13 protein-coding genes are annotated in these 15,395 nt (G+C 52.0%); 6 read left to right on the top strand and 7 right to left on the bottom strand.

Going from position 1 to position 15,395, the window contains the following annotated elements; all coding sequences use genetic code 11:
• The first annotated feature begins 67 nt into the window (after window positions 1–67).
• Complete coding sequence (locus HMPREF0860_RS04615) at window positions 68–1,069, top strand: ABC transporter substrate-binding protein (RefSeq protein WP_021495535.1); 1,002 nt, start codon at window positions 68–70, stop codon at window positions 1,067–1,069.
• 95 nt (window positions 1,070–1,164) lie between these two features.
• A complete protein-coding gene (locus HMPREF0860_RS04610; protein WP_021330833.1) occupies window positions 1,165–1,848 on the top strand; it encodes a D-lyxose/D-mannose family sugar isomerase in 684 nt (227 codons plus the stop codon).
• Window positions 1,849–1,941: 93 nt separating this feature from the next.
• Here HMPREF0860_RS04610 and HMPREF0860_RS04605 read toward each other — a convergent pair whose 3' ends face one another.
• From HMPREF0860_RS04605 to HMPREF0860_RS04595, 3 genes are all read right to left on the bottom strand, one after another.
• A complete protein-coding gene (locus HMPREF0860_RS04605; RefSeq protein WP_021330778.1) occupies window positions 1,942–3,552 on the bottom strand; it encodes an NAD(P)/FAD-dependent oxidoreductase in 1,611 nt (536 codons plus the stop codon).
• A complete protein-coding gene (locus HMPREF0860_RS04600) occupies window positions 3,549–4,433 on the bottom strand; it encodes a M15 family metallopeptidase (RefSeq protein WP_021330601.1) in 885 nt (294 codons plus the stop codon). Before HMPREF0860_RS04600 ends, HMPREF0860_RS04605 begins: the two co-directional genes overlap by 4 nt.
• Before the next feature lie 188 nt (window positions 4,434–4,621).
• Entirely contained in the window at window positions 4,622–5,170 is a 549-nt protein-coding gene (locus tag HMPREF0860_RS04595; protein ID WP_021330659.1) for a histidine phosphatase family protein, read from the bottom strand.
• Window positions 5,171–5,258: 88 nt separating this feature from the next.
• On the opposite strand from HMPREF0860_RS04595, the gene gdhA reads away from it, so the two are divergent.
• Genes gdhA through rnhA form a run of 3 tightly spaced genes read left to right on the top strand, consistent with a single transcriptional unit; the run spans window position 5,259 to window position 8,299 of the window.
• Window positions 5,259–6,605 (top strand): NADP-specific glutamate dehydrogenase, encoded by a 1,347-nt coding sequence (gene gdhA / locus HMPREF0860_RS04590; protein WP_021330813.1) that lies wholly within the window; start codon window positions 5,259–5,261, stop codon window positions 6,603–6,605.
• A 60-nt stretch (window positions 6,606–6,665) separates the two neighbouring features.
• Window positions 6,666–7,799, top strand: coding sequence for a tyrosine-protein phosphatase (locus tag HMPREF0860_RS04585; protein WP_021495533.1), 1,134 nt, complete (start codon window positions 6,666–6,668; stop codon window positions 7,797–7,799).
• Window positions 7,800–7,828: 29 nt separating this feature from the next.
• A complete protein-coding gene (rnhA, locus tag HMPREF0860_RS04580) occupies window positions 7,829–8,299 on the top strand; it encodes a ribonuclease HI (protein WP_038081335.1) in 471 nt (156 codons plus the stop codon).
• Window positions 8,300–8,363: 64 nt separating this feature from the next.
• Here rnhA and HMPREF0860_RS04575 read toward each other — a convergent pair whose 3' ends face one another.
• Window positions 8,364–9,170, bottom strand: a complete 807-nt coding sequence (locus tag HMPREF0860_RS04575; protein WP_156002111.1) for a hypothetical protein — start codon at window positions 9,168–9,170, stop codon at window positions 8,364–8,366.
• A 99-nt stretch (window positions 9,171–9,269) separates the two neighbouring features.
• On the bottom strand, window positions 9,270–11,069 hold the full coding sequence (locus HMPREF0860_RS04570; RefSeq protein WP_021495537.1) for a RelA/SpoT family protein: 1,800 nt from the start codon (window positions 11,067–11,069) through the stop codon (window positions 9,270–9,272).
• A gap of 124 nt (window positions 11,070–11,193) precedes the next feature.
• On the opposite strand from HMPREF0860_RS04570, the gene HMPREF0860_RS04565 reads away from it, so the two are divergent.
• Window positions 11,194–12,084, top strand: a complete 891-nt coding sequence (locus tag HMPREF0860_RS04565) for a DUF4349 domain-containing protein (protein ID WP_021330616.1) — start codon at window positions 11,194–11,196, stop codon at window positions 12,082–12,084.
• A 144-nt stretch (window positions 12,085–12,228) separates the two neighbouring features.
• Here HMPREF0860_RS04565 and HMPREF0860_RS04560 read toward each other — a convergent pair whose 3' ends face one another.
• Window positions 12,229–13,563, bottom strand: a complete 1,335-nt coding sequence (locus tag HMPREF0860_RS04560) for an acetate kinase (RefSeq protein ID WP_021330678.1) — start codon at window positions 13,561–13,563, stop codon at window positions 12,229–12,231.
• A gap of 125 nt (window positions 13,564–13,688) precedes the next feature.
• Complete coding sequence (locus HMPREF0860_RS04555) at window positions 13,689–15,113, bottom strand: lyase family protein (protein WP_021495528.1); 1,425 nt, start codon at window positions 15,111–15,113, stop codon at window positions 13,689–13,691.
• Window positions 15,114–15,395: the final 282 nt, after the last annotated feature.

Below are 15,395 nucleotides of genomic sequence, written 5' to 3'. Positions count from 1 at the left end.
TCACGCGCACGGCTAAAACTTTTTCGGAAATTGATATTTCCTGCAAAAGCTTTTATGGGAGGTTTGTATGAAAAAATTATGTGCGGCTTTTACGGCGGCGTTGTTTACGGCAGCTGCGGTGTCGGCGATGGGAGGACAGGATGCGCCTTCTTCGGGCAAAACCTATAAAATCGGCATTGCGAAAATCGTACAGCACCAAGCGCTCGACGATATCGAGCAGGGTATTATGGACGTGATCAACGAATCGGGCATCAAAGCAAACTACGATTTACAAAATGCAAACGGAGACGTAAACACGGCCGCCCAAATCGCATCGCGCTATCGCGACGAGCGAGTCGATGTTGCCGTCGGTATTGCAACCCCCGTTGCCGTCGCGCTTGCCAATACGATCAAAGACGTGCCGGTCGTATTCGGAACGATTACCGATCCGGTGGGTGCGGGGCTCGTATCGACAACGGCGCACGGAGAGCGCAACGTAACCGGCATGAGCGATGCGATTCCGACCGATCAGCATATCAAATTATTTAAAGAGGTGGCGGGTATCAAAACGCTCGGCTATATTTACACGAGCAACGAAGCGAATTCCGCAAGCGCGCTCAACCTTGTTAAAAAGGGATGTGCCGAACAGGGGCTTGCGCTTGTAACGCAGGCGATTACGAATTCGTCGGAAGTAAAGCAGGCGGCCGAAACGCTCGTAAAGCGCGTCGACGGTCTCTACCTTTCGACCGACAATACGGTGTTCAGCGCGCTTCCCGCCGTCGTAAACGTTTTTGCCAAAGCGAAAAAACCGATCTTTTCAGGCGACGTGACGGGAGCGAAAAACGGCGGCATCTTTATGGCAAGCGGTTTTAATTATTATAAAGCCGGGCGCGCGACGGGTGAAATGGTCGTAGAAATTTTGCGCGGTGCGAAACCGGCCGATATGCCGATCCGCTTTATGACCGACCCGAGCGACAGCGATCTGCTCATCGACGTCGACGCGGCAGCTTTGTGCGGTATTGCGATTCCGAAAAAATATGCGGACAGCGCGAATTATATTTATCGAAACGGGAAATTGACGGAACGATAAAGCCGTTGCGCGGTACAACGCAAACGGTGGTACATTTTCCGCCGGCATGATATAGTATATACGTATATTATTAATATCGTGTAAGGAGGCCTGTCGTGAAGCGTTCAAAAATCAACAGCGTGATCAAAGAGATGGAAAAATTGATTTCCGACAACGGATTTCATCTGCCGCCGTTTTGTCATTGGACGCCGGATGAATGGAAGGGCAAGGGGCACGAGTACGACGAAATCCGCGACAATATGCTCGGTTGGGATATCACCGATTTCGGTCTTAATAATTTTGACAAAGTCGGGTTCGGCTTGATTACGCTGCGGAACGGCAATCAACACGATCCGAAATATAAAAAGGTCTACGCGGAAAAGCTGCTGTTTCTCCGGGACGATATGACCGCGCCGATGCATTTCCATTGGTACAAATCGGAAGATATCATCAACCGCGGCGGCGGCACATTATTAATTGAAGTATACAACGACGACGGAAACGGCGGGCTTGCGGATACGGACGTTCTCGTGAATTCCGACGGACGTTCCTACTATGTGCCTGCCGGTTCCAAAATAGAACTCAAAAACGGCGAAAGCATTACGCTTTGGCCGCACCAGTATCACGCGTTTCACGTCGTACCGAAAAGCGGCAGCGTGCTGATCGGAGAAGTATCGCAATGCAATGACGACACGACCGACAACCGATTTTACGAAGCGATCGGGCGATTTCCGAAGATCGAAGAGGATGAAGCGCCGTACCGCCTTTTGTGCAACGAATATCCGCCGGCGGCCGATTGACAACGCATGGGTGCCGAGTCGTGCTCGTTCGCGAGGTCGTCGTATTCGACGGCTGCTTTTAAAAATCTGCGGAGTTTGTAGGAGCGCTCCGGTTCATTGCCTTGCAGCAAAGCGTTTTGCGATGAGTGCTGCCGCATTTTCTCCGTCCATAGCCGAAGATACGATGCCGCCCGAATAGCCCGAACCCTCGCCTGCGGGATAGAGACGCTCGATCGATGTGCACTCTCCCGTTTCTTTGCTGCGAAGTATACGTACGGGAGTCGATGTGCGCGTTTCGACGGCGATGAGAAGTGCGTCGGATGAGATAAAGCCGCGCATATTTTTATTAAAATCGGAAAACGCCTTTTCAAGCCTCGTTTCGATGTGCGGCGGAAGCCATTCGTCGAGCCTGCTTGAGATGACACCGGGTGTAAAGCTCGTCGAAGAAAGCGATGTGCTTTTGCGATGCGTAAGAAAATCTTCCATGCGCTGAGCCGGCGCCGCCTGTCCCTTGGCATGCAGCTTCGCTTCGCGCTCGAGGTGCGCTCTCCAATATAAGCCCGCGAGGGCGGGACAGGCGCCTGCTTTTTTAATAAATTCTTGTCCGATGTCTTCCGGCCGCGTTTCGACGACGATCGCCGCATTCGACCATTTCGAGTTGCGCGCGCTCGTCGACATGCCGTTTACGACGATTCCGTCATCGCTCGTCGCCGACGGCACGACAAAACCTCCGGGGCACATGCAAAAAGAATAGACGCCGCGCCCCGAGACTTGCGTCGTAAGGCGGTATTCTGCGGAGTGAAAGTTTTTCCCGTGAAACTGAATCGCATCGATGAGTTCTCGCGGGTGTTCGACGCGTACGCCCGCCGCAAAGGTTTTCGCTTCGAGCGCTTCCGGAGCGCATCGCGCGACGAGGTCGTATATGTCGTTTGCCGAATGTCCCGATGCAAGCAGCACCGCGTCCGCTTCGATCGTGCGCCGCTCTTTCGTTTTCGTATGCTCTACGGCGATTCCCGTGATGCGTTTTTTGCCGTTTTCGGTTTCCGTGAGAAAATCGACGCACTTCGTGCAGCTGTGAAATTCGCCTCCGAGTGACATGATTTTTTCGCGCATCGCATTTACGATTTTCGGAAGTTTGTCCGTGCCGATGTGCGGATGCGCGTCGGTGAGGATCGATTCCGACGCTCCGAAAAAACGGAACAGAGAGAGGATACGGCCGACGTTTCCGCGCTTCGTACTTCTCGTGTAAAGCTTTCCGTCGCTGAACGCGCCAGCGCCTCCTTCGCCGAAACAGTAATTGCTGTCGCCGTCGACCGAGCCTTTCGTACCGATCTTAGCTATCGTTTTTTTGCGCGCGTCCGTCTCTTCGCCCCGCTCGACGATTATCGGCGTGATACCGTCTTCAAGCAGGCGGAGTGCGCCGAACAATCCTGCGGGGCCGGAACCGACGATGACGACGCGTCTTGCTCCGTCGGCACGCTTCCATTCGGGGATGGGCTTTTCGAATTGCACGTCGGGCGCTTCGCCGATATAGACTTTGCAGCGGAGACATAACTTTACACTTCCGTGCCGAGCGTCGATCGAGCGCTTTACGACTGCGAGTCGTATGTCTTCGGCTCGAGTACGGACGTTTTTTTTCGCAAGCGCTTCCGCCGCTTTATTTTTTAATACATTTTCATCGTGCTCGTCTTTTGGACAGACGATGAGCGTGATTTCGGTGATCATAAAGATTTCCACGCGTCGATGAATTCGAGCATAAACTGTTGGATATCGCCGAAGTATTTTTTTTGAAATGCGCACGCCTTTTTCCCGATGTAGCGGAAGTGCCAGCTTTCCCAGCGATAGCCGGTTATGTCTTCATAACCGTCGGGAAAACTCAAACTCCAGCCGTAGTCTTCCGCATGTTCTTTCATCCATGCGCCCGCACGGGTGTTGGCAAAGGTATTGTCGATGGAACCGAAGTCGATGACGAGACCGAGTTGGTGCTGGCTCGTGCCCGCACGCGAACTTTCGCGCTCGGCTTCTGCAAGCCCGTCGATCGCAACCCAGCGCTCGAACACTTTTTTTTGATATTCGTAGGAACGGTATGTCGAGCTTGCGAGGAGTGTAACGCCGTCGTTCCGCGCCGCGCGTCCCATAATGACGAGCGCTTCGTACGCTTCCGGCCGCAGCGACAGATCGTTTCGGATAACGTTGAACGCATCGTTTTTCACAAGCGGAATGAGGCGCGAAGGCGCGTAGCCGTCGGGAAGCGGATGCGTTTTATCGACGAGGGTCAAAAGCGAAAGATCGTCCTTGGGATTCTGCGCGTCTTCTTCGAGAAGCGCTTTTAAATCCGCGATAAACTCGCCGTAATCGTCTATGACGATCGTTTCCTGCGCGCGCGCGCTCATGTCGGAAATTATTAATCGAGCGCGTTCTTCATCCCGTTCCCGCTGTACTTCTTCCGCAGTTTTTTGCACGGCGGTCGTATCCCGTGCTTTTGTTAAAAACGCCGTCTCTGCCGCGCCGGTATTGCCGCCTTTTCGTCCGAATGCAAAAAACAGCAAAGCGAGAGCCGCGGCGCAGACCAGAGCCGAAACAGGCAGTATCGTTTGTTTTTTCATCGTATGTCCTCATGTATAATTTAATAATTGTTAATTCGGCACGGGAGATGTGCGGCAGGGATTGGAGGGGCGGAAGTTCCGAAGGAATGGAGCCGGAAGGCGGAACCCCGAAAAGCCCGGTTTTTGCGGCGCGGCCGCAAAAAGCCGCCCGAAACAATATGCGTACGATACAATCCGCATGCGTTTTATCACTTGAATTCGTAGGCCTGTAAGCCGCAGTTTTCAAAGCCGCTGTTCGTGAATTCTTCGATGGTTTCGTAATCCTGAAAATACGTGCTGATAAGCGACGAAACCATGCCGTGGCACACAAACAGCAGATTATCGGGCGCATAGCGTGCGCGGGCATCTTCGATCGCTCCGTAAATGCGGTGCGCGGCATAGAGCAGCGATTCGCCTCCGGGAAAGCGTTTATACGGGTTCGCTTTTATCGCGAGAAATTCCGCGCCCCTTGTACTCGTGTGTTCGAATTCGCCGAAATCGATTTCGCGCAAACGTTTTTCGACGACGGCTTCGATACCGAGCGCTTTTTCGATATACGATGCGGTTTTCCGCGCGCGCCCCAAAGGCGAGACGAGTATGTATTTGATGCGATAATCGTTTTGATGTTCGGCAAGTCGGGCGGCGAGAGAAGCTGCCTGCTGCATGCCTTTTTCCGCAAGCGGGACTTCGGCAAGACCTGAGATGAGGTGTTTTGCATTCCAGTCGGTTTCACCGTGTCGGGTAACGTAGAGCGTCATAGCGACATACTACCCAAAAACGCCGATTTGCGCTAGTATTATTTATTCGGTTTCAATGAACTCGGCCGGATAAGAGGGTAGAAGAAAAATGAAAAACGCGTATGTCAAACGGATTTGGGAAGACGTTCAGCTGAAAAATGCCGACCAGAGCGAATTCCTCCAAGCGGTTCAGGAAGTTTTAACGACGATCGAACCCGCCGTCGCAAAGATGCAAAGAGAACTTGAGCGCAATGCGGTACTCGAGCGTTTCGTAGAGCCGGAACGCATCGTCATGTTCCGCGTGCCGTGGACGGACGATAAGGGGGTGCCGCACATCAACCGCGGTTACCGCGTGCAATTCAACAGTGCAATCGGTCCGTACAAGGGGGGCTTGCGCTTCAGTCCCGAAGTGAATCTTTCGGTTTTAAAATTTTTGGGTTTCGAGCAGACGCTTAAAAACAGTTTGACGACGCTTCCGATGGGCGGAGGCAAGGGCGGGAGCGATTTCGATCCGCACGGAAAATCGGACGCGGAAGTGATGCGCTTTTGTCAATCTTTCGTTACGGAATTGTACCGCCATATCGGTCCCGATACCGACGTGCCTGCAGGCGATAAGGGTGTGGGTGCGCGCGAAGTCGCGTTTATGTTCGGGCAGTATAAGCGCATTACGAATACGTTTTCCGGCGTACTCACCGGCAAGGGACTGGACTTCGGCGGCTCGCTCATCCGTACGGAAGCGACGGGCTACGGTCTCATTTACTTTGCGGAGTGCATGCTGAAAAAAATCGGCGACGATTTTTCCGGTAAAATATGTTCGGTTTCGGGCGACGGAAACGTCGCGCAGTACGCTGCCGAAAAATTGATTCATCTCGGTGCGAAACCGGTGACGCTCAGCGATCATACGGGATTCATATTCGATGCCGGAGGCATCACGCAAAAAAAACTCGATTACGTAAAAAAAATCCGCGCCGCACATAAGGGCATTTCCGAATACGTGAAAAAATTCCCTGAAGCGAAGTTTACCGCGAATGCGAGACCGTGGTCGGTAAAAGTCGACTGTGCGTTTCCGTGCGCGACGCAAAACGAACTTAACGGAAAAGATGCCGATACGCTTATCAAAAACGGCGTCAGGCTTGTCGCCGAAGGTGCGAATATGCCGAGTACGCTCGACGCGACGGCGAAGTTTCAAAACGCAAAAGTCCTGTTTGCTCCCGGCAAAGCTTCGAATGCGGGCGGCGTTTCCGTTTCCGGCCTCGAAATGAGCCAAAACAGCGAACACCTTTCGTGGTCAAAGGAAGAAGTCGACGCGAAACTCCGGCGGATCATGACGAACATCCACGACAACGCATACGATACGGCAAAAGAGTTCGGTGTAAAAGGCGATTATGTCGCCGGTGCGAATATTGCGGGATTCGTCAAAGTCGCCCGCGCGATGATTGCGCAGGGGCTGGTGTAAGCATACAAGCGCCGCAGTGTGCGATGTGTGCCGTACGTTTTGCGGCGAGCGGAGGAATTTATGAAATGCGTTCGTTTTATGCTTCCGATTTTTGCGGCGGCATTGTTGTTCGCGGGCTGCGCATCCGCATCGAAAGCATCTGCAAAAGAGCAGGCTCCTGCTGCGGCGGCGAAAACACCCGAGTGGCGGACATTCCGCGGAAAAGTGACGGCGATAGAAAAATACGGCCATGCCGTTACCGATATCGCATTTGCCGATATGCAAAAGGCGGGCTATGAACACGGCGATATCGTAACCGTACGCTTCGACAACGGCTATACCTTCAGCGCACCCGTCGTTGCAAACTACGATGTCGATAAGGGCGCTTTTCTCGTACGCACGAATCACGCCGGAGGATTTATCGCCGCATGTATCAATTACGGAAAACTGAACGAAGCGGCAAAGGTCGACATCGGCTCTGCGCTCACCGTTTCGATGAAACAAAAAGGCGGTTATCGTGAACAGTATGCGCTGCGTGCTCTTTCGAAAAGCGACAAGCGGGGTAACTATGCGTCGGATGAAGCCTTTGCCAATTTCAGAGGCGTTTCGCTCGGCTCGATCGGAAAAAATATTTTATATCGCGGAAGCCACCCTGTGAAAAAGGGCTGGACGCGCGCGCCCTATGCGTCGGCTCTTATGGAACGGGCGAAGATCAAAACGGTCGTCGATATGTCCGATTCCCGAAACGAACTCCTGTCGTACCTTGATCCGTCGAATCCTCAATACTCCGCGTATTACGCATCGCTCGATAAAACCGGCAGCGTCGTGTGCCTGAGCATGAATATCGATTTTACGAGCGACTTGTTTGCGGCCGGTATCATCGGAGCTTTGCGCTTTATGACCATTCACGAAGGGCCGTATTACCTGCACTGCATCGAAGGAAAAGACCGTACCGGCTTTATTATGATTTTGCTCGAATCGCTCATGGGTGCAAGCAAAGAAGAGGCTATGCGCGACTATATGCAAAGCTACGTCGATTTTTATCACGTCGAAAAAGGCAGCTACAAATACAACGTTATCGCAAAGGCGAACTTTGAGCCGATGTATAAAACGATCGTCGGAAACTCGTCTCCCGTCAAAGGCGCGCGCGCATATCTTTCGGCACACGACATGAGCGACGATGAAATCGAAGCGCTCGTGCAGCGCCTTCGTTGACGGAATTTTTTAACAAAAAGCGATTTGCTATGACAGAAACTTTCAAAAATGGAACGCTCGTCGTCTACACGGACGGCGGCTGCAGCGGAAACCCCGGACCGGGCGGCTGGGCATGCGTTATCATCGACGGGGAAAAAGAAAAAATGCTGAGCGGCGGAGAAAAATCGACGACGAACAACCGTATGGAACTCACTGCCGCAATCGCTGCCCTTTCCGCCCTTGCGCAAAACTCTCAGTACCGCGGGCGACCGGTGCGCGTTTTTTGCGACAGTCAATACGTCAAAAACGGCATTACATCGTGGATCCGGTCGTGGAAAAAAAACGGCTGGCGCACGGCGGCGAAAAAGCCCGTCTTAAACCGCGATCTTTGGGAAACGCTCGACGCCCTTTCCGCATCGCTCGACATCACGTGGTCGTGGGTAAAAGGACACGCGGGAGTCGAATACAACGAACTGTGCGACGAGCTGTGCCAAAAAGAAATCCGCCGGCAAAAAGATTGATCTCCGACTGTATTTGTTAATTAATAATTATTAATTACTGGGTATTCCGGCAGGTTTTCCTCGCTCAATACTCGTCATGCGCCGGTTTTTTGCCCGTACTTTGAACGCGCTGCATATACGGTGCAATCGCAGCGTCTATGTTTTCTTCGGAGAGCGCGTCCATCATCTGCGAAGTCATCGCTTTTGTAAAATAAAACCTGAGCGTTGCGGACGCTGCGATTTTCGAATGGCCGGTATTGTATTGCTCGTTTTCAGCCGACGGCACGGAAAGCAAAAAGTAGGGAGAACCGTCTTTGAATTCGTAACCGAACTGTACGCGGGAGCGCGCACGATTCCCGATCATCGTGGCAAAGGATCCCCACTGCAGTGAAACGGGATGTTCCCCATACTCTTTTGTATGCGATCCTTTTCTGTCGAGTCGTTTGTTTTCAAAATCGTCGAGATATCGATCGACGGCTTCGCGAAATAAACTGCGGCCGGCTTTATTCAGCAGCACGTGATACATGCCGCCGCGGTACCACGCGGCAAATCCCGAAAGCCCTGTTTCGATATTGTAAATGCACAGCGCATCTTCTTCTTTCAGCGTGCCGAACGCGGTCTTTTGGAATACGCGCGTCATATCGATTTCGATGTCCTGTTGTCCGCCGGTAAAAAAATTGACAAAAGCGTTTCCTTTGTTCTTTTGCGCCGCCCTGCCGGCCGCATCGGAATCCGCTTTCGGAATTTGTATCTGCGTTCCGGAAGTTTGTGCCGCATATACGTCTCTTTGCGATTGATTTTGTGCCGGCTCGGTCGACTTGCACGAAACGCATGCGAGCGCGCCGACCAGTACGAACGGCAATGCGATGGTATAGGATTGTATTTTTTTCATAAGAACCTCGATGTAATTGGCATTTCCGTAGCTATAGCATAAAAAGCGCGTTGTGTATACTGCGCTTCCGCCGCTTTCCGATTGCACTGTGCATATCGATTATTTTTTATTTTCGACATCCCAATCGATTTCTATGGAGCGGTGTTCGATGTCCTGAATGCGCCGGTAGGTGAGGCAGTCGGCGCGGTGCACGGTGATTCCCCTGTTCCGCGAAATATAGCCGACGATCGCATCGGGGTATTTCGGTTTGCAGCACTGAGCGAAGGTGACGAAAAAATTCGTCGAACTTCCGATGCGTATTTTGCCCGTTCCCTGTACCGTGTCGGTGTGTGCGCCCGTTCCCTTTTTGTGCCGCCTCGTTTCCTGAATTTCGCGGGAGGTTGTCGTGTTCGCGGCCTGCGCCGTTTCCGTTTTCGCTTTGTCGGTAAAGGTCGGATCGTGTGCGGTGAGCCACGCGTGGATCTTTTGCCGCGCTTTTGCGGTTTTTACCGCCGCGAGCTGAGAAGCCGTCGGGTGCGCCTGCGGATTCGTGAGAATTTCGATGATCTGCGTATTTTGCAGCGGCTCGACGAGCGGGATGATTTTTCCGTCCGCTTTTGCACCGACAATTTTTTCGCCGATAGCCGAGTGGATGCGGTATGCGAAGTCGATCGCGTTCGATCCCGCCGGGAGCTGTACGACTTGTCCCTTAGGCGTAAACACGTAGATTTCATCGCCGAGCAAATCGTTTTTCAGCGCGCTGAAAAAGTTTTCGTCGGAAACGTGACCGTCGCGCAGCTCGCGCAGTTCGTTGAAAATGCCGAGATGTTCGATGTCGACAAAATCGCGGCTCTTTCCTTTTTTGTACAGCCAGTGGCTCGCGATACCGTGCTCGGCCGCTTCGTCCATCGCTTTTGTGCGTATCTGTATTTCGAGCGGTTTCCCGTCGCACATGACGGTCGTATGCAGCGAGCGGTAGCCGTTCGCTTTCGGCATGGCGATGTAATCTTTAAATCGTCCGTCGAGCGGTTTCCAAAGATTGTGCACGATGCCGACGATCGTATAGCATTCCGAGTTTGCGTTGCAGATGATGCGGAGCGCGAGCAGATCGTAGAGCTTGTCGGGCGACACGTTGCGCTTGCGCATCTTTTGATAAATCGAATAAAAATGTTTTGCACGGCTCGTAATGCGAATGTGAATACCTTCTTTTTCGGCTGCCGTTCGAATCTGCTCGACGGCTTTTTCGAGATAGGCGTTTCGTTCGTCTTTTTTTTGTGCAACGATCGCTTTGATTTGCAAAAACACATCGGGATTCGTATACTTTAAACTCAAATCTTCGAATTCGTTTTTTTCTTCCTGCATACCGAGCCGATCCGCAAGCGGCGCCCAGATATCGATTATCTCCGCGGCAAGCGTACGCTGCGCCGCTTCGGGAAGCGTATCGATACAGCGTATTTGATCGAGTTTGTCGGCGAGTTTTATAAGGATGATGCGCACGTCGTCGACCATCGCAAAGAGCATTTTGCGTACCGCTTCCGCCTGCTGAATCGTCGAATGTCCGACGGGCATGTGCATGATCTTCGTCGTACCGTCGATGAGGCAGGAAGCGCTTTCGTCAAACGCTTTGCGTATGTCGTCTTTCGTGACGTCGAAATCGTATATCGTGTGGAGCAAAGCTGCGCATATCGATTCGGAATCCATTTTGTTTTGCGCGAGGATGTATGCGATGCGAAGCGGGTGCACATAGTACGGAGAGCCGTCGGTTCGATTTTTGCCGCGCGATTTTTCACAGAGGAGATTCCATGCCGCTTCGATTTTTTGTTTGTCTTCATCGGAATAAAAGTCGAAGGTGCCGAAAAATTCTCTCAGCAGTGCGGCAGTATCATGTATATCGGCTTTGATCGGGACGGTCATACTCATCGCATTATCGTATCAAATCGCCGGTCATGAGGCAAGCATCGTTCTATCGCCTTTGCTCGTATAATTCGTACATCCTGTATCGTATCGATATTTCGGTTGTTAATAAAATATACTGGGGGTATTGATGAAACGGATACGATCGATAATTTTGTTACTGGTTTTTGTAGTGGCGGGTATTTTGACCGGCTGCGGCGCGCGCAAAAACTTTGCCGCAATGAAATACACAGCCGACAGTGCGCCTATGCGATCGGGCGGCGTCTATGCGGCCGAAGAAAAATCCGCCGGCACTCTTTCCGATGCTGCGCTGCCTTTGCCCGAAAACCGTAAGCTCATTCGCACGGGAAATATCCGTTTTGAAGTTTCGAGTCTTGCCGAAACGAAGGCGGCGACGGAAGCATGGGCGAAACGCTTCGGCGGTTATGTTTCGGATTTTTCGGAAGACGGCCGCTCGCTCGGCATGACGGTGCACATCCCGTCTTCCGCTTTTGACGATGCGATGTCGTCGTCCGGCGCTATCGGCAAAATCGTTTCGAAATCCGCGGACAGCGTCGACGTTACCGACCGCTTTTACGATTTGGATTCGCGTTTGGCAACGCGCCGCGTTTTGCTCGAGCGCTTACAATCGTATCTTCGGGAAGCGAAAAATATGAAAGACATGCTCGAAATCGAAACGAAGATAAACGACGTGACGGCTGAAATCGAGCAGATGCAGGGACAGTTCAATCGATTGTCCAAGCAGATCGATTATTCGGAAATCTATATCGAAGCGAACTTGCCGTACAATCACACGGAAGACAGGGGCTTTATTTTTCCCGATTTGAAATCTGCGTTTATCGAATTCTGTGAAACCGTCGTCGGATTTTTTGCAAACTTTATATTCGTCGTTTTGTATATAATCATTTTCGGCATACCGATTCTTTGCGTCGCCTTGTTGCTGTATTGGATTTGCTTCGGTAAAATCGGCGTGCTTCGAAAACTGTTCGGAAAGATACGAGCAGGGAAAAAAGAAAAATAAGCCCGAGCACGAGTTTCGAAAGTAGCAGCTGAACGGGTACTTCTAAAAACTTGCTTAGATTTTTAGAGGTACCGACGATTTCGGAAAGGTTTACGCATATAAAAAACGGGACGCCGCTCGGCATCCCGTTTGCATCTTTTTTGCTTACGGACGCGCGATGATGTCCGCGAGGTGCGGGCGTTTTGCCAAATCCTTCGGCAAAAGCTCTTCGCGCGCTTTGTTGACGTATTTCGGATCTTGGAAGCTGTACGTAAACTTCGTGTGGATGTCGTACGTGCCCTTCATGAGCGCGTACGCGTCTTCGGTCATGACGAGTTCTTCATCCGTCGGGATAACGAAGATTTTCGTTTTGCCGTCGTCGGCGCTGATGCACGTTTCCGCGTTTCCGGTGTTCGACCATTCGTTTTTCTGCGCATCGATTTTGATGCCGAGATCTTCCAATCCTTCGAGGCTTTTTCCGCGCACGATCGGTGAGTGTTCTCCGATACCCGCCGTAAACACGATCGCATCCACGCGGCCGAGAGCGGCTTTGTATGCACCGATGTATTTTTTTAAGCGGTACGTAAACATCTCGATCGAAAGAGCGGCAAGTTTGTCGCCCGATGCCGCAGCGTTTTCGATATCACGGCCGTCCGTGTATTTTCCGTCCGTGATGCCGAGCAAGCCGCATTGCTTGTTGAGCGCCGTATCCATCTCTTCTGCGCTCATGCCGGTTTTGCGCATGATATAAAACGGGAGCGCCGCATCTATGTCGCCGCATCTCGTGCCCATGACGAGCCCCTCGAGAGGTGTGATGCCCATAGACGTATCGAAACATACGCCGCCTTTTACCGCGCATACCGATGCACCGTTTCCGAGATGGCAGATTATTAAATTCGTGTCTTTCGGCTGTTTGCCGAGCAGTACCGCAGCGCGTTTCGACGTGTACATAAACGACGTGCCGTGGAAACCGTAGCGGCGCGCGTGATATTTTTCGTACCATTCGTGCGGGATCGCATACATATACGACGCTTCGGGCATCGTCTGGTGCCAGGCTGTATCCATGACGGCGCAGTGCGGAACCTTCGGCAGCACTTTTTGCGCGGCTTCGATACCCATGATATTTGCAGGATTGTGCAGCGGCCCCAAATCCTGTACTTCGCGGAACGTATCGAGCACGGCCGGCGTGATGATGACGGACTTTGTGAATTTTTCACCGCCGTGGAGTACGCGATGACCGACCGCTCCGATAGCGCTCATGTCTTTGATGACGCCGACTTTTTCGTCGGTGATTTCTTTCATGATAAGTTCGATCGCTTCTTTGTGTGTCGGGCAGGGACTTTCGATTTTGTGTTTGTCGGCTCCGACGCAGTGCGTAATGACCGAACCCGGGCGGCCGACGCGTTCTACGATGCCGGTGCACAAAACGGCTTTGTCGTCCCAGTCGTAAACTTGGTACTTTGCGGAAGATGAACCGCAGTTAAGCGTTAGAATAACCATACTCGCTTCCTTAATAAAAAATTGTGTGTAATATTATAAAAGTATTTGCCGTTCTCCGCAAGGTATCGCCGCAGCAGTCGCGCGGGATACAGGAGCGCCCGCTGCGTTGTCTTTCTCTCAACTCATCAGCCCTTCATCAGCGCCGCGTACTTTTCCGCGATGCGCTTCGATTTTTCCGCAGCGAGTCCGCGGTAGCGCGCGGGGTTTTCGAAAAACGTTTCCGCGTCCTCGACTCCGAGCTTTTTCAGCTGTTCGGTTATTTTATTAAAAGCATCCGTGTGGCGTTTCAGCACGGCAAAAAACGGCTCTCCCGTCTTTTCGCATTCGAGCGTAATCTTTCTGACGATTTCATGACCGTCGCTCACTCCCGCTTCTCCGAGCAAAATATACGCCGGTTCCGCAAGTACTCCGCCCCTTACTCTGCCGCCCGCATTTTCAAGCGTCTTCGCCATCGCTTCCGTGTCCGCCTGCAAACCGGACACGACTTTTTTCATGCGGCTCACCGCCATCGTAAAGCCTGCGACGTAATCGGCGATAAACCGCTGGCTCGCGCTGTTCGTCAAATCGCGCTGGTGTTCCGAAATCTGATCCATGTAAAACGTGATGACGCGCGGACACATCGCTTTCCACAGAGACTTTACGTGTTCGCTGTTCCACGGATTGCGCTTTTGCGGCATCGTACTCGAACCGACTTGCGTCGAACTGAAATACTCGAACACTTCTCCGATCTCCGAACGCTGGAGATTGCGCAAATCGTCGGCGAGGTTTGCGATGATGCCGAACGCGGTATTGCATTCGAGCAGCAGGCGTAAAAGGTATTCCGGTTCGACGAGCTGGTTCGAATATTCGCTCGCTTCGAGACCGAGAAATGCGAGATAGCGCCGCTCCAAATCTTCGGGGTCTTTGACGATCATCGAAAGCCCGTTATACGCGCCGACGGGGCCTGCGAGTTTTCCTTTCAGCTGCTTTGCAAGCTCTTCGATTTTAATAATCGATTTTCCGAGCCTCGAAACGAATTCCGCTATTGTCCAGCCGAAGGTGATCGGAACGGCGTGCTGACCGTGCGTGCGCCCGACTTGCGGCGTTTCGGCATCGCGCAGCGCGATATCGCAGAGCGCCCTTTCGAGCGCTTTCAGTTCGGGCAGGGTGACGTTTTGCATAACGTCTCGCATGCGAAGTGCAAGCGCAGTATCGAGTATGTCGACGCTCGTCGCACCCAAGTGAACGAAGGGCGCGATTTCACTCGGAACACTCCGTTTCATCACGTTGACGAGCGCGCGGATATTGTGCTGCGTCTTTTCTTCTTCGGCGTATACTTCTTCGGGATCGACGGTATTTGCCGCCGCATCGATCGCCTGCTCGATTTCAGACGTGAGCGCGCCGCGCACTTCGAAATGCGCTTTTACGAGAGCTGCTTCGGCTTTCGCGCACGAGCGCACCGCCGCCTCTTCGGAAATGCAGCGCGCGAGTTTATCGTATACGTCTTTTTCGGAAATCGAATAACGGTGATCCACCGGCGAAATATTTTCAAAAACGGAACGGGTTTTCATGCGGAAAGTATGCAGGAAAAACGAAAAATTTGCAATGCGCTTCCGCGCGGACACTTCGAATTTATTTTAATAAAATTTATTAAAATGACAAAGGGGGAAGTCTCCCCCTCGCTCCCGCCCGAATTTGCGAACGATTCGTACGCTTATCATAATACTATATTTAAATATAGGTGTTTTATAAAAAATACTGGTATTATATAAAAAATCTTCTTGACATACCGTATTTTTATGATATTATTTACTAAACTGCAATCTAAGATCTTAGATTGCAGTTTAGTAATA

Origin of the sequence: Treponema socranskii subsp. socranskii VPI DR56BR1116 = ATCC 35536 (assembly GCF_000468115.1) — a bacterium.
Taxonomy (GTDB): Bacteria; Spirochaetota; Spirochaetia; order Treponematales; family Treponemataceae; genus Treponema_D; species Treponema_D socranskii.
Note: the sequence above shows the minus strand (reverse complement) of the source record. Positions and strands in the feature narration are given on the sequence as shown.